Annotated in this window: 17 protein-coding genes; 13 read left to right on the top strand and 4 right to left on the bottom strand. The window is 66.6% G+C overall.

All coding sequences use genetic code 11. From position 1 onward, the window contains the following. The first annotated feature begins 31 nt into the window (after positions 1-31). The 5 genes from AC3CD9_RS11790 to AC3CD9_RS11770 all read left to right on the top strand — a co-directional run bounded on the left by AC3CD9_RS11790 (position 32) and on the right by AC3CD9_RS11770 (position 5,763). Positions 32-949, top strand: a complete 918-nt coding sequence (locus AC3CD9_RS11790; protein WP_488364046.1) for a LysR family transcriptional regulator — start codon at positions 32-34, stop codon at positions 947-949. Positions 950-1,124: 175 nt separating this feature from the next. Then, the gene (locus tag AC3CD9_RS11785) at positions 1,125-2,384 is read left to right on the top strand and encodes a trans-sulfuration enzyme family protein (protein ID WP_488364045.1); all 1,260 of its coding nucleotides are present in this window, start codon (positions 1,125-1,127) and stop codon (positions 2,382-2,384) included. Then, the gene (locus tag AC3CD9_RS11780; protein WP_488364044.1) at positions 2,384-2,956 is read left to right on the top strand and encodes a GNAT family N-acetyltransferase; all 573 of its coding nucleotides are present in this window, start codon (positions 2,384-2,386) and stop codon (positions 2,954-2,956) included. Before AC3CD9_RS11785 ends, AC3CD9_RS11780 begins: the two co-directional genes overlap by 1 nt. A 232-nt stretch (positions 2,957-3,188) precedes the next feature. Next, a complete protein-coding gene (locus AC3CD9_RS11775) occupies positions 3,189-3,950 on the top strand; it encodes an enoyl-CoA hydratase (protein ID WP_488364043.1) in 762 nt (253 codons plus the stop codon). 181 nt (positions 3,951-4,131) lie between these two features. Beyond that, positions 4,132-5,763 carry a long-chain-fatty-acid--CoA ligase gene (locus AC3CD9_RS11770; protein ID WP_488364042.1) on the top strand — a complete coding sequence of 544 codons (1,632 nt, stop codon included), beginning with the start codon at positions 4,132-4,134 and terminating at the stop codon, positions 5,761-5,763. Positions 5,764-5,812: 49 nt separating this feature from the next. On the opposite strand, the gene chrA is transcribed toward AC3CD9_RS11770, so the two are convergent. Both chrA and AC3CD9_RS11760 read right to left on the bottom strand, forming a co-directional pair. Further along, the gene (chrA, locus tag AC3CD9_RS11765; RefSeq protein WP_488364041.1) at positions 5,813-7,147 is read right to left on the bottom strand and encodes a chromate efflux transporter; all 1,335 of its coding nucleotides are present in this window, start codon (positions 7,145-7,147) and stop codon (positions 5,813-5,815) included. 129 nt (positions 7,148-7,276) lie between these two features. After that, on the bottom strand, positions 7,277-8,140 hold the full coding sequence (locus tag AC3CD9_RS11760) for a hypothetical protein (protein ID WP_488364040.1): 864 nt from the start codon (positions 8,138-8,140) through the stop codon (positions 7,277-7,279). Positions 8,141-8,305: 165 nt separating this feature from the next. On the opposite strand from AC3CD9_RS11760, the gene AC3CD9_RS11755 reads away from it, so the two are divergent. Then, entirely contained in the window at positions 8,306-9,226 is a 921-nt protein-coding gene (locus tag AC3CD9_RS11755; RefSeq protein WP_488364039.1) for a 3-hydroxyacyl-CoA dehydrogenase NAD-binding domain-containing protein, read from the top strand. A gap of 177 nt (positions 9,227-9,403) precedes the next feature. Continuing rightward, complete coding sequence (locus AC3CD9_RS11750) at positions 9,404-10,204, top strand: DUF981 family protein (protein ID WP_488364038.1); 801 nt, start codon at positions 9,404-9,406, stop codon at positions 10,202-10,204. Positions 10,205-10,218: 14 nt separating this feature from the next. On the opposite strand, the gene AC3CD9_RS11745 is transcribed toward AC3CD9_RS11750, so the two are convergent. Further along, positions 10,219-10,572 carry a nuclear transport factor 2 family protein gene (locus AC3CD9_RS11745; protein WP_488364037.1) on the bottom strand — a complete coding sequence of 118 codons (354 nt, stop codon included), beginning with the start codon at positions 10,570-10,572 and terminating at the stop codon, positions 10,219-10,221. Positions 10,573-10,576: 4 nt separating this feature from the next. Beyond that, positions 10,577-11,278, bottom strand: coding sequence for a zinc ABC transporter ATP-binding protein AztA (aztA, locus tag AC3CD9_RS11740; RefSeq protein ID WP_488364036.1), 702 nt, complete (start codon positions 11,276-11,278; stop codon positions 10,577-10,579). A 30-nt stretch (positions 11,279-11,308) separates the two neighbouring features. On the opposite strand from aztA, the gene aztB reads away from it, so the two are divergent. The 6 genes from aztB to AC3CD9_RS11710 all read left to right on the top strand — a co-directional run bounded on the left by aztB (position 11,309) and on the right by AC3CD9_RS11710 (position 18,817). Continuing rightward, a complete protein-coding gene (gene aztB, locus AC3CD9_RS11735; RefSeq protein WP_488364035.1) occupies positions 11,309-12,136 on the top strand; it encodes a zinc ABC transporter permease AztB in 828 nt (275 codons plus the stop codon). 31 nt (positions 12,137-12,167) lie between these two features. Beyond that, positions 12,168-13,397 (top strand): YncE family protein, encoded by a 1,230-nt coding sequence (locus tag AC3CD9_RS11730; RefSeq protein ID WP_488364034.1) that lies wholly within the window; start codon positions 12,168-12,170, stop codon positions 13,395-13,397. Next, a complete protein-coding gene (gene aztC, locus AC3CD9_RS11725) occupies positions 13,394-14,365 on the top strand; it encodes a zinc ABC transporter substrate-binding protein AztC (protein WP_488364033.1) in 972 nt (323 codons plus the stop codon). The genes AC3CD9_RS11730 and aztC overlap by 4 nt, the downstream gene beginning before the upstream one ends. 49 nt (positions 14,366-14,414) lie before the next feature. After that, a complete protein-coding gene (gene aztD / locus AC3CD9_RS11720) occupies positions 14,415-15,662 on the top strand; it encodes a zinc metallochaperone AztD (protein WP_488364032.1) in 1,248 nt (415 codons plus the stop codon). 223 nt (positions 15,663-15,885) lie between these two features. Continuing rightward, positions 15,886-17,268, top strand: coding sequence for an NAD-dependent succinate-semialdehyde dehydrogenase (locus AC3CD9_RS11715; RefSeq protein WP_488364031.1), 1,383 nt, complete (start codon positions 15,886-15,888; stop codon positions 17,266-17,268). Between the two features lie 169 nt (positions 17,269-17,437). Beyond that, the gene (locus AC3CD9_RS11710; protein ID WP_488364030.1) at positions 17,438-18,817 is read left to right on the top strand and encodes a short-chain fatty acid transporter; all 1,380 of its coding nucleotides are present in this window, start codon (positions 17,438-17,440) and stop codon (positions 18,815-18,817) included. Positions 18,818-19,007 lie beyond the last annotated feature (190 nt).

The following is a 19,007-nucleotide window of genomic DNA, read 5'->3' as shown; positions in this document are numbered from 1 at the left end:
CCATATGGATCTGATATGTCATGATGAGCATATGCACGATCTCGGGAATATGAAGAACTGGCCCGAGCTCCAGGCTCTGGGGCTGCTGGTGGCCCTCAGCGGCAACGCCAGGTCGATCGGCCAGGCCGCGGCTAAACTCGATCTCGCCCAGCCGAATGCCTCCCGCAGCCTGCGCAACCTCGAACGGGATCTCAAGGTGCCGCTGCTGCGGCGCTCTCCGCGGGGTACCGAACTCACTGTCGAGGGCCGCGCCGTCGCCGAATGGGCGTCGAAGGTCATCGAAGCCTACGACACGCTCTACGCCGGGGCGCGCGCCATCCAGGACGCCCGCGCCGGAACCGTCAAGGTCAGCGCTTCGCTGACGGTCGCCGAATACCTCATGCCACACCACCTCACGACCTTCCGCGCCGCGCACCCGACAATCGACATCGGTCTGTCGGTGGAGAACTCCGCGACCGTCATCGACCGGGTGCGCCGGCAGACCAGCGATCTCGGGCTCATCGAATCCGTGTCCCTGCCGCAGGACCTCAACGCCGAGGTGGTCGGCCGTGACCGACTCATGATCGCCTGTGCCCCGGACTTCGCCCACGCCTGGACGAAGCCGATCACCGCCGAGGAGCTGGCGCAGGTGCCGCTGCTGGTGCGTGAGATCGGTTCGGGCACCAGGGAGGTCATCGACTCGGCACTGCTCGGCGCGGGGGGAGTGTGCGTGGCGGGGGAGTACGGATCGAACTCCGCCCTGCGCATCGCCGCCGCCACATCCGTGGCCCCGGCCGTTCTGTCCGAACTCGCCCTGCGTGATGACTTCCGAGCCGGACGTCTGGTGCCGCTGCCGGTGGCCGACGACGTCGACCTCACACGCGAACTCCACGCCGTATGGGCGCGGACCCGGCGACAGTCACCCGGGGCACGTCTGCTGCTCGAGCACATGATCAACAGCCTCGAGTGACGGGACTCGAGTGACGGGACTCGAGTGATGGGGCCCGAGTGACGGGGCTCGAGCTGGTCGAAGCCTCCGCGCCGTCCGAAGCAGCGGACACCGGGCGAACCCTTCAGAGTTACGGAAAAGTGTCCGAAATATCGCTGTCGATTCCGTGAGATGCGGTGAGGCATATATTGGGGGCATGACACAGCCTGAGCCAGCCTCCTCACCCGCCCCTCCTTCCGAGTTCGCTCCGGACACCGTTGTCGTCGAGACCGGACGACCTCAGCGCGCCGACGGCGCCTCGGTGAACCCGCCGATCGATCTGTCCTCGACCTTTGTGAGCGCGGGCGACATCTCGAACTCGCCCTATGCCTATGCCCGCTTCGACACTCCTGCATGGACGCCCTTCGAAGAGGCGCTCGGTCAGCTCGAACATGCGAGCCTGCCCGGACTGGTCTTCGGTTCGGGCCTGGCGGCGATCTCGGCCGTGATCAGCCTCGTGCCCGCCGGAGGCACCCTGATCATCCCCACCCACAGCTACCAGGGAGCGCTCGCCTCAGCCGGGCAGATCGCTGGGCGGCAGAACTTCCACCTCGTCACCGTCGATATCGCCGACACCGAGGCGGTCATCGCCGCCCTCGACGAAGCGGGACACGCGACGGCGGGCGAGGCCCCAGGGGTCGGGACGGCCGCCTCGGCGGGGGACGCTGACGGAAGGTCCGCCTCGGCGACGGCGGGCCAAGCCGCATCCCCGGGGATGCTGTGGATCGAATCGCCGACGAACCCGATGCTCGAGGTCGCCGACGTTCCCGCGCTGACCGCGGCAGGCAAGGACCGTGGATTCCTCGTCTCCGTCGACAACACCTTCGCCACCCCGCTGCTGCAGACCCCGCTCGACCTGGGCGCCGATATCGTCGTGCACTCGGTGACGAAATACCTCGCCGGGCACTCCGACGTCGTCCTCGGTGCGGTCGTGACCAGCAGCACCGGACTGCGCGAAGAACTGCACACGGAACGATCCATGCGGGGCGGAATCGCCGGTCCCTTCGAGGTCTGGCTGGCCCTGCGCGGACTGCGCACCCTGGCGGTGCGCCTCGACCGCGCGCAGGCCAACGCCCAGGTCATCGCCGAGCGCCTCGCCGCCCACCCGGCCGTCGTCGAAACCCGCTACCCGGGCCTGCCGAACGACCCCGGCCACGCCCGCGCGTCCGCGCAGATGAACGGATTCGGCGCGATCATCTCCTTCACCGTCGCGACCGCGGACAAGGCCACCGCCATCGCCGAGGCGGTCCGACTGTGGACGCCGGCGACCTCCCTGGGCGGGGTGGAATCCCTCATCGAACGGCGCCGCCGACACCCCTCGGAACCGGCGACAGTGCCCGAGGGGCTCATCCGGTTGAGCGTCGGCATCGAGAACCTCGACGACCTCTGGGCTGACCTCGAGGCGGCCCTTGCCTGATGAGGCAGACGCCCGACTATGTGCTCGACCGACCCAGCGCGGACGACCTCGACCAGTTCTTCTCCATCGACTCCGACCCGCGGGTCTGGACGCACCTGCCCAGCGGACGTCTGACCGATGAGGAAGAGGCCGAAGCGATCCTCGTCCGACTGGCCTCGCAGTGGGAACTCGACGGAATCGGGCCGTGGATGGTCAGGCAGAAACCGGGCGGGGACATCCTCGGCCATTGCGGCTGCTCCCTGCGCGGAGTCTTCGGCCCCGGTGCTTCACGCAACACGCCCGGAGCGTTCTGGAACCTCGGTTACCGGTTCCGGCCCGAAGCGCAGGGGCGTGGCTTGGCGACAGCGGTCTCGCGGGAGGCGATGGAGGCCGCGGCAGGCATCGACCCCGAACTGCCGGTCGTGGCGTATCTGCTCGAGGTCAATGCCGCCTCGGCGGAGGTCGCCCGCAGGCTCGGACTCGAACTCGTTCACCGCGCACCCGACGCCGGCAATCCCGACTTGACCGCCGTCCGCCTGGTCTTCGCCGACCGGGGACTCACCGCCGCCCAGCTCGACGCGACTTTGGCCTGAGCGCGACGCATTCCGCCGAGAAACGGGCTGCGTGTCGAGACACGGGTGTGCGCGGGCGTTTCTCGACGCTTGACCCGTTTCTCGGCGAAGAACGAAGCTGCTCGGGTCTGTGACGCAGATCAACTTAACGTACGTTAAAGTGACGGTAGGTGCCTCCGTTCGCCTCGACGGCGGATGGAAGCATTAGCCCCGAAAGCTACCCGGATCATCGGATTCGTACGAAGGAGTCGCATTGTCCACCAGCGTTCTCACCGAAGTCAGCGGCGATGTCACGACCGTGACCATCAACCGTCCGGAGAGCCTCAACGCGCTCAATGAGGAGACGTTCCAAACCATCGGCGCAGCCGTCACCGAGGCGGCCGCGAACTCCCGTGCCATCATCCTCACCGGCAGCGAACGGTCCTTCAGCTCCGGAGCGGACCTGCAGGGAGGAGTGGCGAAGCGCGAAGGCATCGACCTCGCCGGGGCGAATAAGATCATCGCCTCGATCCTCGACCTGCCCGTCCCCACGATCGCCGCAGTGTCCGGGCCGGCCGCTGGCATCGGATGTTCCCTCGCCCTGGCCTGCGATTATCTGGTGATGAGCGAGAAGTCCTATCTCATGCTGCCGTTCACGAAGATCGGGCTCATGCCCGACGGGGGCTCGACCGTCCTGGTCGCCGCCTCGGCCGGACGCCATCGGGCCCTGCGCCTGGCGCTGACCGGAGAGAAGCTGCAGGCCGCCGACGCCCTCGACTGGGGACTGGCCAGCGAGGTCGTTCCGGCTGGAAGCCACCTGGAACGTGCCGGAGAAGTCGCCGCGGTCTTCGCGCAGGGCCCCACCCGTGCCCTGGCAGCTTCGAAGCGAGCGATCAACCGAGCCAGCCTGGCCGAAATCGACGCGTCCTTCGCCCGCGAGGTCGAAGGACAGGATGCACTGCGCGCGAGCAAGGACTTCGCCGAGGGGGTCGCCGCCTTCCTCGACAAGAGGGCACCCGGCTTCACCGGGGAATGATTCTGGGTCGTCGCGGACCGGTTGATAACTGTTTGACCACGAATCAAGGCATCTGCATACGCGCCGCCTCCGCAGCTGATGTGATGGTGACGACCGCCCACCACGAAACCGGCGATCACGATTCTTCTCCCGTCGCGGCGACAGCTTCGCGGCAGGACCGGAGCACGAACGAAGGAGTCTCATGCTGACAGGAATTCCGTCCACCCTGGGCGACAGCTACCAGCTCAACACCACCAGCCTCATCCGCCATGCGGCCACCGTCTTCGGCGATGCCGAGGTCGTCTACCGCCGATCGGACGGCTCCTGGGGCCGGTCGAACTACGCCGACGAATTCAAACGGATGGCGCAGCTCGCCCACGGCCTCGCCGACCTCGGTGTCGGCGCCGGCTCCATGGTCGGAGTCCTCGACTGGAACTCCCGCCGCCACCTTGAGCTCTACTTCTCCGTCCCCGGTGTGGCCGCGACCATGCTCCAGCTCAACCTGCGCCTGGCTCCCGAGGACCTCGCCTACGTCGTCAGCCACTCGAAGTCGGACTGGATCTTCGTCGACGAATCGCTGCTGACCGTCGCCGAATCGCTGGCCCCGAAGCTCGACGTCAAGGGCTGGGTCGTCATGACCGACAAGCCGATCGCCGAGATCGAGACGAGCCTGACCAACGTCGTCTCCTACGAAGACCTCATCGCGGAGAAGTCCGAGACCTACGACTGGCCCGTCGTCGACGAGAAGACCGCCGCCTACGCCGGATACACCACCGGCACAACCGGCCGCCCCAAGGGTGTGTACTACTCGCACCGGTCGATCTACCTGCACACGATGGGCGGTCTGGCCGCACTCCACGCGAACTTCGACGACTGCGTCATGCCCATCACCCCGATGTTCCATGTGCTGTCGTGGGGCTTCCCGCAGAATGCTGTGGCCGCCGGCGCCAAGCTCGTCCTGCCCGGCAAGTTCGCCGCCGAGGAATTCGGTGCCATCGCCCAAGCCTTCGTCGAGGAGAAGGTCACCCTGGCCAACGGCGCCCCCGCCATCTTCGGGCCGATGCTGCAGATGATGAAGAAGATGCCGCAGGCCCCGGACCTCAGCGGTGTCCGTCTCGTCTCCGGGTCGTCCGAGCCGCCGCTGTCGATGATGCGCGGGTTCAAGGAGGTCACCGGGGCCGACGTCATCCACGGCTACGGTGCCACCGAAACCACCCCGCTGGCGTCGACGAACTGGAAGATCCGTCCCGGTCTAGACCTCGACGAGGAAGAGAAGTGGGACCTCAAGCGCTCGCAGGGCCTGCCGATCATCGGTGTCGAAATGAAGACCGTCGACCCCGAGGGCAATGAGCTGCCACGCGACGGAAAGTCCATGGGCGAGCTCCTCATGCGCGGACCCTGGATCACCGAGTCCTACTACCAGCTGCCCGACAACGCCGACCGGTTCCTCGACGGGTGGTGGCGCTCGGGCGATGTCGGCACCATCGATCAGTACGGCTACCTGAAGATCACCGACCGACTCAAGGACGTCATCAAGTCCGGAGGCGAGTGGATCTCGTCGATCGACATGGAGAACGCGATCCTCGACAACCCCGACGTCAGCGAGGCCGCCGTCATCGGCGTCCCCGACGAGAAGTGGGATGAGCGTCCCGTCGCCTACGTTGTGGCCAACCCCGGCGCCGAGGTGACCCGGGACTCGATCGTCGAAACGCTGAGTGCTCGTTTTGCCAAGTGGCAGATGCCCGACGAAGTCAGGGTCGTCGAGGAGATGCCGCGCACCTCGGTGGGCAAACTCGACAAGAAGCTGCTGCGCAAGGACTGGGAAGAGTCCTGATCGGAAGGCTGATCCGGGCTGTGATCGGCCGGGCCCCGGGCTTGAGCGATCACAGCAGCAGCCAGCCGAGCATCCCCGCCCCGATCACCGTCGCCCACGCCGGGACCTTCCACATGGTCCCGGCAACGAAGGCGGCGACGGCCAGCGCCAGGGTCGCGGGTGAGGTGATCCCCTCGACGAACACAGGATCGTAGAGCGCGGCACCCAGCAGGCCAACGACGGCGGCATTGACTCCGGTCAGTGCCGCCGTCGCCGGTTTCCAGGCACGCAGCCGTTCCCAGAACGGCAGGATCCCGACGACCAGCAGACCCGCCGGAAGGAAGATCGCCAGCAGGGCGATGCCGGCACCGAGGATGCCGCTGGGTCCCGTCGTCATCGACGCTCCGAGGAACGCCGCGAAGGTGAATAGGGGACCGGGAACGGCCTGTGCGGCACCGTAGCCGGCGAGGAACGTATCGTGGTCGACCAGCCCGGTGGGCACGAGTTCGGCCTCGAGCAGCGGCAGGACGACATGACCGCCGCCGAAGACCAGGGCCCCTGCCCGGTAGAAGATATCGATGAGGCGAATGGTCGCATCCCCGGTCGCCGCGGTGAGCGCCGGCAGTCCGAGGAGCAGAGCCGCGAAGGCGATGAGGGAGGCGATGCCCAACCGTCCGGCACCGCGTGAGGAGATGCGGCTCTCGAGGGAGTGGGGTCCGACCGCGGCAGCTGTTGATTCGGAGGCGGAAGCCGATTTTCGAGCGGTCGCAGATTCGGGAGCGGCCGCCTCGGCGGGGGACTCCTGCTCTTTCCCACCTTCGTCGGGCCGTTTCAGCCACACGAGGCCGAGAACTCCGCCGAGGACGATCGCGGCGATCTGGACGAGCGCCGTCGGAATGATCGAGCTCGGGACGACGAGCATGAGGATGAGGGCGGCAGCGGCGATGCTCGCCCGACGGGCATCCGGGGTCAGCGTCTTCGCCATCGACTGCACGGCACCGGCGACGACGGCCACCGCGGCGGCCTTGAGCCCGAGCAGCCACCCGGCATCTCCGAGGTCACCGAAGGCCGAGAGCCCGAGCGCGAAGAGGGTGAGCAGAATCGCCGACGGCAGAGTGAAGCTCACCCACGCGGCCACGAGCCCGGGCGGGCCAGCACGGCGCAGCCCGAGTCCCATTCCCACCTGGCTCGACGCGGGCCCGGGCAGCATCTGGCACAGGGCGACGAGGTCGGCGTATTCGCGGTCGTCGAGCCAGGAACGGCGGCCGACGAAGGTCTCGCGGAAGTACCCGAGGTGGGCGACGGGACCGCCGAACGATGTCAGGCCGAGGCGCAGAAACGTTCCGGCCACCTCGGCGAGGGGTGCCGGACCGGGCTGATGTGTGGCCGCCGCATCACTGTTCATCGGTCCTCCGCTTCGCTCAGGTGAACACCTCAGTGAACACGGATCAAGTGACGCCGAGGTGAACGGGACGGCTGCCGGCAGAGCGAACAGGCACGCTGGGCCGGGCGAACGGGCAGTGAAGGTGAACGCTCAAGGGTGGTGGAGGAGGTACGTGCCGCCCTTGAGGCAGGTGTCGACGACCCAGCCGTCGCCGACGAGACCGGTCAGCGCCGTGCGCAGCGCCAGTCGCCAGCGGCTGGCGAGATCGGCATCCTGGCCGCGCAGATCCTCGATATCGGAGGGGAAGTCGAGCGAGACGAACTCGGTCTCCTTCGGCACCTCGCTCAGCAGCGGCTCCCCGTCGTCATCGGCGCGCAGGCAGGGGAACGCCGATCCGGGATCGACGACCGAGGCCCGTGCCGGACGGTCGAGCGGCCAGGACACCATCATCCGGTCGCTGGCCTGGCCGGAGTTCACTCCATCGCGCATCTGCCCGTAGAAGTCCTCGAGGTACTCGACCATGCCGACACCCAGACGCTGGAAATTGAAGTACGCATTGCGGGCGATGAGCGGGTCGAAAGTCCAGGTCATCTCGGTGATGCCGAGGTTGAGGCACCACAGGCGCTGGTGCAGCTTCATCGCGGATCCGGCGCCGCGGCCGATGATCTGATGGCGGACTCCGGCGATATGCGAATGCATGACCGATCCCAAAGGCTGGCCGAAGAAGCCGATGGTCACACCGATCATCTCGTCGGGTTCGTCGATGCTGTACGCAGCGGAGACATAGTTGCCGGCGTGGGCGAAGGCGATGATGAGGCTGGGTTCGAACACGTTCGTGCCGGTCTCGTCGACGTTCCAGACTTCGTCGAGCAGCAGTGAGGCCTTGGCCGCCTCGTCGGCGGTGTGGATCTCGCGCACCTCGATGCGCGCGGTCTCGGCCGCGGCGGCGTATTCGTCCTCCGCCAGGGCGATGATCTCCGAGTCCACTGTTCTCAGTTCTGGGTTCGCGCTCATGGTGACATTGTGCCACCAGGACGCGACCTCGGCGGGAGGCGCACGGCAACGATTCGACTACGGCGAGCGGGCCGATGTCTGCCGGCGCATGCTTGGGTGAATGTCCCTCGCACGCTCGAGCCGACTCCGCCGCTCGAACAGGTGGGGCGGGTATAGCCTGGTCGCATGAGCCCAACAGTCGCCGTCATCGGCGCCGGAACCATCGGCCGGTCGTTCGCCTTCCTCTTCGCCCGCAGCGGGTACACGGTGCGGGTCTTCGACCCGCGTCCCGACCTCGCCGAGGTGGTCGCCGGCTTGCAGGCCGACGTCACCGCTGATGCCTCCGCCAGAGATGAGTTGGCTTCTGAAGTCGGCACTGTCGAACTCGCCGAATCCGTCGAGGCCGCGGTGACAGGTGTCATCTTCGTTCAGGAATCCGGTCCCGAGGATCCGGAATCGAAGCCCGTGCTGTTCTCTCAGATCGCCGAGGCAGCTCCGGCCGGGGCCGTGTTCGCCACGTCGTCGTCGACGATCCCGGCCTCAACGATCGCGGCCGCACTGCCCGAGTCCGCGGCCTCCCGCGTCATCGTCGGCCACCCGTTCAATCCGCCGCACCTCATGCCGCTCGTCGAGGTCGTGCCGTCGCCGCAGACCTCCCAGGAGACCGTGGACGCCACGGTCGAGTTCTACCGCAGCTGCGGGCGCGAGCCGGTGGTGCTCGGGCGTGAGATCCGCGGATTCGTCGGCAACCGGCTGCAGAACGCGCTGATGAAAGAGGCGATCTCGCTCGTGCAGAACGGGGTCGTCAGTGCCGAGGGGCTCGACACGGTGATGAAGAATTCGCTGGGTCTGCGCTGGTCGGCCATCGGCCAGTTCGAAGGCATGCACTTCGGCGGGGGAGAGGCTGGGATCCGGGGTTTCATGGACCATATCGGCCCGGCGTTCGCCGCCATCGAGGACCTGCCGGTCGATGTCGATCCCGCAGGTATGGAAGATGTCTTCCAACAGGTCGAGGAGGCTTATGGCCCGACCCCGACCCCACAGGCAGCAGCCGTCCGGGATCGGATCCAGAAGGCGGTGCTCGAGGCCCGCGTTCAGGGCCGCTGAGGCGACTGCCCGTGTGGTGGCCGTTGGCCCGTCTTGGTGACGAGACAGACACTCTCACCAGGATGAATGAGGAATCTTTGAGGTGACTCCCAGCGTTGTGCTGAGTACAAGTGCATTGGGACTCCGCGGCAACCTGCCCCGGACGCTGCAATGCGATCACCTCAGGAGGAAATCACCATGGGCGGATTCTTCACCGGCGTCGAATCGCCGGGAATGATCGATTGGGTCACGATGCCCACCTACAACACGATCATGTCAGTGGCGGTCGGAGCCGGACTGCTCGCCGTCGTCCTGTTCTACCGGGAACTGCGCTGTGCCGGAGGGGCGGCCGGAGTCGCTGACAGCGCAGGATCGAAATGGCGCGGAGGCAGACACGCGCTCAGCACCGACGGATGGGCGCTGATCTTCGGCGTGCTGGGACTCATCCTCACCCTGACCGGTCTGCACATGACGCTGACCTGGCCGCTGGCAGCGGGCGGATTCGCCTTCGACAACGTCATCTTCGGTGAGACGAGCCTCGCGTTCGGCGTACTCATGCTCGCCGCTGCCTGGTATCTGTGGAAGCGCGGGGCCGACCTCAAGGCCGATGCCGATCCGCTGGGCATGGCGGCAAGCACGGTGAAGCCGCTGTCGATCTTCATCGCCGCGCTCGGACTGGCGCTCTTCGCCATTGCGCTCGCGGGTACGGTCTATCAGCTCTTCGCCGCTCCGCCGCAGGAGCCGATCTCAGGTGCCTTTGCTGACTACCCGGTCATCGAAGCCACATTCATGTCACTGCTCTTCGCCCTGGTCGGTCTCGGAGCGGTGCTGTTCCCCTTCGCGGTGCGCAAGGTACTCAGCACCCCGGTCGACGCACCGGTCGGTGGAGCTGCGATCTCCGTGACCGGCGTGGTCTGGACGATCACCGGAATCGTGTTCGTCCTCTTCGGCGCGATGAACTTCTACACGCACATCGGACTGATCGTCAACACGATGTGATCAGCCGCAGCGGCTCAGACCGCTGCTTGGTAGAAGTACGTGGTGCGTTCGGCGATGAGGCCATCGGTGTCGAAGAGGAAGAAGTCCGCGAAGCCCACCGAGGTCTCAGAGCCGTCCTTGAGACGGCCGCTGAAGACGCCGCGGCTGGATGCGCGATCACCGTCGACGAGGATCTCCTGCAGCGAATGCGCACCGGATTCGATGACGCGTTCGCCATGGTAGAAGTCGGTGATCTGCCGGCCGACCATCGTCGGATAGCCGGGCCGATCATAGCTGGCGTCGGCGGCGAACAGCGCCGAGGTGGCGTCCGCATCGCCGGCATCGACGGTGGTGTAGTAGCGCTTCACGAGTTCAGTCACACTGGCCATGGGGTTACCGTAGCAGTCGTCTGTGCTCCGGGAGTGTCTCTGAGCCGCTTCCTCGGCCCCGTGTGCGCACCTCGGCAACGGATCCTCGGTGCAGGCGGACCACCTGATCCGCGGAGCGGGCCTGCGCCTCGTCGTGAGTGGCCAGGACGATTGTCGTCCCTTCGGAACGTGCCCCGTCGATGGCTCGATCGATGAGCGCGACGGCATGGGAGTCGACTCCCGCCAACGGTTCATCGAGGAGCAACAGGGGTGCGTCCTGGGCCAATCCTTGGGCGACGAGCGTACGCTGCCGCTGGCCACCCGAGAGGCCGCCGAGGAGACGGTCGGCAAGATCGGAGATGTGCAGCCGTTCGAGACAGTCGTCGACGATCAGGCGATCCCCCCGGCTGAGGCGACCGAAGGGGCCCGTAGTCCTCCAGCGGCCCATTTCGACCGTCTGCCTGACCGTGACCGGCAGATGGTCGGGAGCGCTGCTGTGCTGGGGGACGAAGGCGATATCGGCAGGGCAGCCCGCGATCGCTCCGGCGCTGGGCCGGAGCAGCCCGGCCAGGGCCATGAGCACGGTGGACTTGCCGGAGCCGTTGTGGCCGACGAGCGCGGTGACCGCCCCGGCCGGAATGTGCAGGTCGATGGCATCGACGGCGAGATGCCCGCCGTAGTGGCAGGTCAGGCCCGTGACGTCGACAGCGGGCGGCGATTTCTCCATTCAATAATGATAACGACTATCATCACAGGAATGGAATTCCTCCTCGAGCCCTTCGGTGTCTCCTTCGTCCTCCGCGCGCTCATCGCCGGCGTCCTCGCGGCCGTTCTCTGCGGCTGCATCGGCACCTGGGTGGTGCTGCGCGGCCTTGCGTTCTTCGGGGATGCGATGTCCCACGGCATGCTCCCCGGGGTTGCGATCGCCGCCCTGCTCGGTGGGCATCTGATGGTCGGCGCAGCGATCAGCGCCCTGCTCATGGCCGCGGGCATCACCTGGGTCGCACGTGAATCCAAGCTGTCCCAGGATGTGAGCATCGGGCTGCTGTTCGTCGGCATGCTCGCATTCGGCGTCGTCATCATCTCCCATTCGCAGTCCTTCGCCGTCGACCTCACCGCCTTCCTGTTCGGGGACGTGCTCGGCGTCCGCTGGGTCGATCTCGTCATCCTCGGCGTCGCGACCATCCTCGGCGTGCTCGCCTGCATCCTTCTGCGGCGGCCGTTCCTCGCCCTGGCCTTCGATGAGCGCAAGTCCGCCACCCTGGGTATGCGGCCAGGGTGGGCCCATGCGGCGCTGCTCGTCCTCACGGCCCTGGCGGTGGTCGCGTCGTTCCAGGTCGTCGGCACGCTGCTCGTCTTCGGGCTCCTCATCGGACCGCCGGCCACTGCATTCCTGCTGTTCAGGAGCGTCGGGACGATGATGGTCGCCGCGGCGGCCCTCGGTGCCTTCGCGACCTTCGCGGGTCTGTTGATCAGCTGGCATGCGGGAACCTCGGCCGGGGCGACGATCGCCCTCGTCGCCGTCGGGGCCTTCTTTCTCGTCCTCGTCGCGAAGCGACTCCGCAATGCGCTAGTATCTCACTAGTAATGAGAATGAATATCATTAGAAAGTCGTCATGAAGAACCTGCCACTCCCCGCCGCCGCATCGATCCTCGCGGCCGCCGCACTGCTCGTCGGATGTCAGAATGCCACTCCGGAAGCGGCCGAGTCCGACACCGATTCCGCCACCCCGCACGGCTACGTCGAAGGCGCCGAGGAGGCGAGCGAACCGCAGCTGCGCCTGAGCGTCAGCGACTCGGAATCAGGTGCCGTGCAGATCCTGGACCTTCTCAGCGAGGAGACCATGCTCGAGGTGCCTGCAGCCGCGGACACCACACTTGCCGCGGCCGACGCCCGCTTTCTCTACCTCGCCGATCAGGAGGCCGGGACCGTGACCCCCGTCGACACGGGAGTCTGGACCGTCGACCACGGCGACCACAAGCACTACTACCGTGCCGAACCGACAGCGCTCGACGCGGTCACCGGCGCCGACCCCGCCCATGTCGTCTCGGCCGGCACGGGCGTCGCCCTCTTCTTCGACGGGGAAGGCCGCGCGAAGCTCCTCGACCGCGGCGGACTCGGCGACGGGAACGTCGAGCAGCTCGGCACCATCAGGCCCGGCCCCCATCACGGTGTTGCGGTGCCCTATGAAGACCACCTGATCTCCACGGTCCCCGGCGAATCGTCGGAGGATCTGCCGTCCTCACTCGCCGTCTACGACGAGAATGGCAAAGCCGCGCCCGTCGATGAGGACTGCGCGGAGATCCACGGCGCCGGGGTCACCAGAGAGGGCCCCGCCTTCGCCTGCGCCGAGGGCCTGGTGACGTTCGATGACGAACTCTCCGCGAAGCTCGTGCCCTACCCCGACGAGGCCGACGGGTCGCGTGCCTGGTCTGTGGAGGTCGGCCGCGACCTCGCCGCCGCACCTCTCGATGACCACGGAATCGGCCTGTTCGATGCGAAGTCCGGTGAGTGGACGTATGCCGACACCGGCGCCGAGGTGGTCGCCGCCTCCGTGGCCGGCGACGACTCCGCCGTGGTCGCCCTCGACGCCGACGGCACCGCCTATTCGATCGATCCGGAATCGGGAGAGTCGGAGACGAAGGAGAACCTCGTCGACGTTCCGAAGACGGAGAGCGAGGGGCACGGGTCCGGTCCCGATGTCGTCGTCGACCGGGAGCGCACCTATGTCAGCGACCCGAGTTCCGGCACCGTCCTCGAACTCGACCAGGCCGACGGGCTACGCCAGGCGCGCAGCTTCGACGTCGGCGGAACTCCGGCCGCGCTCGCGGTCACCGGCCGATGAGCACGGGAGGCGCGAGGCGCGGACGCCGGAGAGATCCGCGCAGGCCCCGACCGTTCCCTTCGCTGTTCGCTGCGGCGCTCGCCCTCGGCCTCACCGCCGCGGTCACGGCCTGCTCGACCGGGCAGGAGACCCCGCGCATCGTCGTGACGACGAACATCCTCGGCGATGTCGTGCGCAATGTCGTCGGAGAATCCGCCGACGTCACGGTGCTGATGAAACCCAACGCCGATCCCCACTCCTTCGGCATCTCGGCGAAGGAAGCCGGGCAGATGGAGTCAGCGGATCTCATCGTGTCCAACGGCCTCGGACTCGAAGAGGGACTGAACGCCAACCTCGACAATGCCCGCAGCGAGGGCGTCGAGGTCCTCGAGGTCGGGGAACACATCGATCCGCTCGACTATCGCAGCGGGGAGAGCTCGGGTCAGGCGGATCCGCACTTCTGGACCGACCCGGAACGCATGCTCACCGCCGTCGACGCCATCGAAGACATCCTGGCAGAACAGGTCGAAAGTGAGATCGCCGATGCGGTCGCCGATTACGCAGACACCTACCGGGACCAGCTGAAAGACCTCGATGCCGAGATCGCGGACATCGCCGAGGCGATTCCTGCCGACCGGCGGAGGCTCGTGACCAACCACCACGTGTTCGGCTACTTCGCCGAGCGCTTCGACTTCGAGGTCATCGGTGCGGTCCTGCCCAGCGGCACGACGCTCGCCTCACCCTCGGCGGCCGACCTCGAGGATCTCGCCAGAACGGTCGAGGAAGCAGGTGTGCCGACGATCTTCGCCGACTCTTCCCAACCGCAGAAACTCGCCGAGGCGCTCTCCGGTGAGGTTGATACAGAGGTCGAGGTGGTGCCCCTGTACTCGGAATCCCTGACCGAGGCCGACGGGGGCGCCGCCACCTACATCGACATGCAGAAAGCCAACGCCGAGGCCATCGCCGCGGGACTGGCACCCGAAGATTGAGATCCACCACAGAGAAGAAGAGAGAACAGAAGAGATGAGAACACCACTGATGAGGCGACACCGCACGATCATCGGCTCCGCATCCGCGGCCCTCGCCGCGACCCTGCTGCTGTCTGCCTGCGGCACGAACGGAAGCGAAACGGACGGTCACGACGAACACAGCGGCGAACAGGCCGGGGCCGAGGACGCCGAGGAACTCGACGCACCCGCCCCGCGGCTGGTGACCACCTACGACGGTGGGATCATGACGCTCGACGCGCAGACCCTCGAGGTCATCGACGATACGAAGCTCGAAGGCTTCAATCGGGTCAACCCCGTCGGCGACTCCCGCCACGTCATGGTCTCCGTGGCCGAGGGGTTCCGGCTCTTCGACGCCGGGGTCTGGACCGAAGAGCACGGCGACCACACGCACAGCTACGCGGCGGCGCCGACCCTGACCGACACGGTCTACGAAACCGACACGCCCGGGCACGTCGTCCGGCACGGCGGGACGACCGTGCTCTTCGGCGACGGGGACGGCAAGATCCAGACCTTCGACACCGACTCCTTCGCCGAAGGCGCACCGGAACCTCAGGTGATTCAGGCTGAGGAACCGCATCACGGTGTCGCGGTCAGGCTCGAAGACGGCTCGACTCTGCACACCATCGGCACCGAGGAGGAGCGCTCCGGGGCGAAGGTCGTCGACGCCGAAGGCAAGGAGATCGCCCGCAGCGAGGACTGCCCCGGCGTCCACGGCGAGGCGGCGGCCGAGGACGAGGCCATCGCGCTCGGATGCGAGGACGGAATACTGCTGTACAAGGACGGCGAATTCAGCAAGGTCGATGCGGAGGATGACTACGGGCGCATCGGCAATCAGGCCGGCAGCGACGAGTCGCCAGTCGTTCTCGGCGACTACAAGGTCGACGAAGACGCCGAGCTCGAGCGTCCTGAGCGCGTCAGCCTCACCGACACCGAGGCGGGCACGATGAAGCTCGTCGACCTCGGCGCCTCGTACAGCTTCCGTTCGCTGGGTCGCGGCCCGGACGGTGAGGCCCTCGTCCTCGGCACCGATGGGACGCTGCGGGTCATCGACCCGAAGTCCGGTGACATCGATGAGGAATACCCCGTCATCGACGAATGGAAGGAACCGGTCGACTGGCAGCAGGCCCGACCGACCCTGTTCGTGCAGGGAGAGAAGGCCTATGTGTCCGAACCGGAGAAGTCCGAGATCCACATCGTCGATCTCGATACCGGGAAGGTGGAGAAGAGCGCTGAGCTGCCGCACGCCACCGATGAGATCACCGGTGTCACCGGATGAGGTGCTGCGTCGGTGAATGAGCGATGCCGACGGGTTCGTCGGCGGACCTGACCCGTCGACGAGCCCGCGCAGATGACAGCGGCGCCGGGGCACCGCCTCGGCGCCGGCTGACAAGATGCTCAAGAACTCGCCCAGGAGGTGAGACACGGATTGCCGGGGCCGGGCATCGGCCATAGGTTGGGAGGTGACCGACGTTCTGCCCCGAAGTGAAGAGAGAACCGTCATGACCACCACCATGTATCGCGTCACCGACCCGGCGACCGGCCAAGTCGCCGAAGAATTCCCCACCGCCACCGATGCCGAGATCCTCGCCGCCCTCGATCGTTCGGCGACGACATTCGACGAGTGGAGCCGGACCACGGTGGCCGAGCGCGCCGCCATCCTCACGCGCGTGTCCGAGATCTACGCCGAGCGCGCCGAGGAGCTCGCCGAAGTCATCAAGCTCGAAATGGGCAAGTCCGTGCCCGAGGGCAAGGGCGAGGTCCTGCTGAGCTCGATGATCTACAAGTACTTCGCCGACAACGCCGAAGCCTTCATGGCCGACGAACCACTGCGCGGACCCAAGGACGCCACCGCCATGATCCGCCGCAAGCCCGTCGGCTCGCTGCTGGGCATCATGCCGTGGAACTTCCCCTACTACCAGGTCGCCCGCTTCGCCGCCCCGAACCTGGCCCTGGGCAACACGATCCTGCTCAAGCACGCCCCGCAGTGCCCCCGCTCGGCACAGATCATGGAAGAGATCTTCATCGAGGCAGGCCTGCCCGAAGGCGCGTACATCAACATCTACGCCAGCAACGAGCAGGTCGCCGACATCATCCTGCCCGACCCGCGCAACCACGGAGTGTCCCTGACCGGATCCGAACGCGCCGGTGCCGCCGTCGCTGCCGAGGCCGGAAAGAACCTCAAGAAGGTCGTGCTCGAACTCGGCGGATCCGACCCCTATATCCTGCTCGACACGGACGACGTCCAGAAGTCCGCGAAGACCTTCTTCAACACCCGCATGGGCAACACCGGCCAGGCCTGCAACTCGCCCAAGCGGATGATCGTCATGGACGACATCTACGACGACTTCGTCTCCTCCATCACCGAGGCGGCCAAGAAGAACACCCCCGCCGTTCCCGGCGAGGAGGGTTCCCGACTGTCCCCGCTGTCGTCGGTGGCCGCCGCCGACCGCTTCGTTGAGCAGGTCCAGGACACCGTCAGCGAGGGCGCGACCCTGCTGGCCGGCGGTAAGAAGTACGACGGCGGCGGAGCCTACGTCGAACCCGTCGTCCTCACCGATGTCCAGAAGGGCATGCGCGGGTACTACGAAGAGCTCTTCGGACCCGCTGTCATCGTCTACAAGGTCAGCAGCGAGGAAGAAGCCGTCGAGCTCGCCAACGACACCCCCTTCGGCCTGGGCGCCGCAGTGTTCTCCAGTGACATCGCCCGTGCCGAACGCGTCGGTGACCAGATCGATTCCGGCATGGTCTTCCTCAACGCTCCGGAGGGCAGCCGCGAATACCTGCCCTTCGGCGGAGTCAAGCGCTCCGGCGTCGGTCGGGAACTCGGTCCGCTGGCGATGGACGAATTCGTCAACAAGCAGCTCGTGTACAAACAGGACTGACGTGTACAAACAGGACTGATCGGTCCGCGCGGAGCCCGAGAATCCGGGTTCCGATCGTGACCGGGTTGTGATCGCGCTCAGGGCGCTGTCTCTTACAGGGACAGCGCCCTGATTGTATGCTGAGACCACGCACAGCCAATTCTCATAATTCTCAGCGGGAGGTCTTCCCATGTCGGCACCGAAGCCGTCGACCCAGGTCAACGCCGCAGCCTCAAAAGGGATCATGCGGCCGGTCAACCGATTCCTCGAACAGTGGATTCCCTCGGCCCTGACCTTCGCCATCGTCCTCACCCTCATCGTCGCCGTCCTCGCGTTCATCTTCACCGATGCCGGCCCGACGGACGTCGTCACCGGCTGGGGTGAGGGACTGGCCGGTCTGCTCGAGTTCATGACGCAGATGTGTCTGATCCTCCTGCTCGGGCACATCCTCGCCAACACCGGGCCCGTGCGGAAGCTGCTGGCCCGGCTCGCCCGAGTTCCCGGGAACGCCACCTTCGCCTATGTCTTCGTCTTCGTCGTCGCCGCGCTCGCCAGCCTCATCACCTGGGGACTCGGCCTCGTCGTCGGCGCCCTGCTCGCCCGTGAGATCGCCGTGCAGTCACGCGAACGCGGCATCAAGGTCCACTTTCCGCTGCTCGTCGCCGCCGGCTACTCCGGATTCGTCGTCTGGCATATGGGGTATTCGGGATCGGGCCCGCTGACCGCGGCCACTCCGGACTCCTTCCTCTCCGAATCCCTCGGCGGACAGACGGTCCCGGTGTCGGAGACGATCTTCGCCGGCTGGAACCTGCTGGCTATCGCCGGTGTCATCATCGTCTGCGCGCTCCTGTTCTTCCTCGTCGCGCCCAAGGCCGGCGCCGCGGTCTACGAACTCCCCGCCTCGGTGAGTTCGGAGGGGCAGAGCGAGGTCGACGAGGAGATCGTCACTCCGGCCGACCGGATCGACGCCTCACGAGTGCTCACCCTCATCGTCGGTCTCGCTCTCGTCGCGTATCTCATCATCCACTTCGCCCAAGGCGGGGGACTGACCCTCGACATCGTCAACTGGTCGTTCCTCGCGCTCATCCTCCTGCTCGTGCGCAACCCGTTCGAGCTCATCCACCTGACGAAGGAGGCGGCGTCGAACGTCGGCGAGATCCTCCTGCAGTTCCCGCTCTACGCGGGAATCCTCGGCATCATGTCGACCACCGGACTCATCGCCGTGTTCTCCGACGCCTTCGTCTCGATCTCGAACACCACGACCTTCGGCGTCCTCGCTCTGCTCTCGGCCGGACTCGTCAACTTCTTCGTCCCCTCCGGCGGCGGACAGTTCGCCGTGCAGGGCCCGATCATGCTCGATGCGGCCAACCAGCTCGGCGTCGACCCGTCGATCGCGATCATGGCCGTGTCCTATGGCGACCAGTGGACGAACATGCTCCAGCCCTTCTGGGTGCTGCCGGTGCTCGCGATCGCGGGGCTGAAGATGCGGGACATCCTCGGCTACACCGTCATCACATTCCTCGGCTCCGGGGTGGTGATGGCTGCCGCGCTGTTCTTCGTCTCCCTCTGAGGCTCGATGTACGTTCTGCCGAGGCGGGTGGGGCTTCACCGACGACGACACGGTCGGTGAAGCCCCACCTCGGTGAGAGTGAGTCGCTGATCTGCAGATTCGCGTGGCATCACAGGATAAGTGACCGGAAGTGTCTATGTGGTAACCTCCGTTGTTGGCCGTCCCCGGGGATCCGGGGGATCGGCGATGA

It is taken from the genome of Brevibacterium sp. MGP-B1 (genome assembly GCF_057766545.1).
The sequence above is the reverse complement of the archived record's forward strand: the minus strand, read 5'-3'. Positions and strand labels throughout refer to the sequence as shown.

Coding starts and splice junctions, on each gene's coding strand:
- AC3CD9_RS11790 (WP_488364046.1), top strand. CDS start 32: ATGCACGATCTCGGGAATATGAAGAACTGGCCCGAGCTCCAGGCTCTG.
- AC3CD9_RS11785 (WP_488364045.1), top strand. CDS start 1,125: ATGACACAGCCTGAGCCAGCCTCCTCACCCGCCCCTCCTTCCGAGTTC.
- AC3CD9_RS11780 (WP_488364044.1), top strand. CDS start 2,384: ATGAGGCAGACGCCCGACTATGTGCTCGACCGACCCAGCGCGGACGAC.
- AC3CD9_RS11770 (WP_488364042.1), top strand. CDS start 4,132: ATGCTGACAGGAATTCCGTCCACCCTGGGCGACAGCTACCAGCTCAAC.
- chrA (WP_488364041.1), bottom strand. CDS start 7,147: ATGAACAGTGATGCGGCGGCCACACATCAGCCCGGTCCGGCACCCCTC.
- AC3CD9_RS11760 (WP_488364040.1), bottom strand. CDS start 8,140: ATGAGCGCGAACCCAGAACTGAGAACAGTGGACTCGGAGATCATCGCC.
- AC3CD9_RS11755 (WP_488364039.1), top strand. CDS start 8,306: ATGAGCCCAACAGTCGCCGTCATCGGCGCCGGAACCATCGGCCGGTCG.
- AC3CD9_RS11750 (WP_488364038.1), top strand. CDS start 9,404: ATGGGCGGATTCTTCACCGGCGTCGAATCGCCGGGAATGATCGATTGG.
- AC3CD9_RS11745 (WP_488364037.1), bottom strand. CDS start 10,572: ATGGCCAGTGTGACTGAACTCGTGAAGCGCTACTACACCACCGTCGAT.
- aztA (WP_488364036.1), bottom strand. CDS start 11,278: ATGGAGAAATCGCCGCCCGCTGTCGACGTCACGGGCCTGACCTGCCAC.
- aztB (WP_488364035.1), top strand. CDS start 11,309: ATGGAATTCCTCCTCGAGCCCTTCGGTGTCTCCTTCGTCCTCCGCGCG.
- AC3CD9_RS11730 (WP_488364034.1), top strand. CDS start 12,168: ATGAAGAACCTGCCACTCCCCGCCGCCGCATCGATCCTCGCGGCCGCC.
- aztC (WP_488364033.1), top strand. CDS start 13,394: ATGAGCACGGGAGGCGCGAGGCGCGGACGCCGGAGAGATCCGCGCAGG.
- aztD (WP_488364032.1), top strand. CDS start 14,415: ATGAGGCGACACCGCACGATCATCGGCTCCGCATCCGCGGCCCTCGCC.
- AC3CD9_RS11715 (WP_488364031.1), top strand. CDS start 15,886: ATGACCACCACCATGTATCGCGTCACCGACCCGGCGACCGGCCAAGTC.
- AC3CD9_RS11710 (WP_488364030.1), top strand. CDS start 17,438: ATGTCGGCACCGAAGCCGTCGACCCAGGTCAACGCCGCAGCCTCAAAA.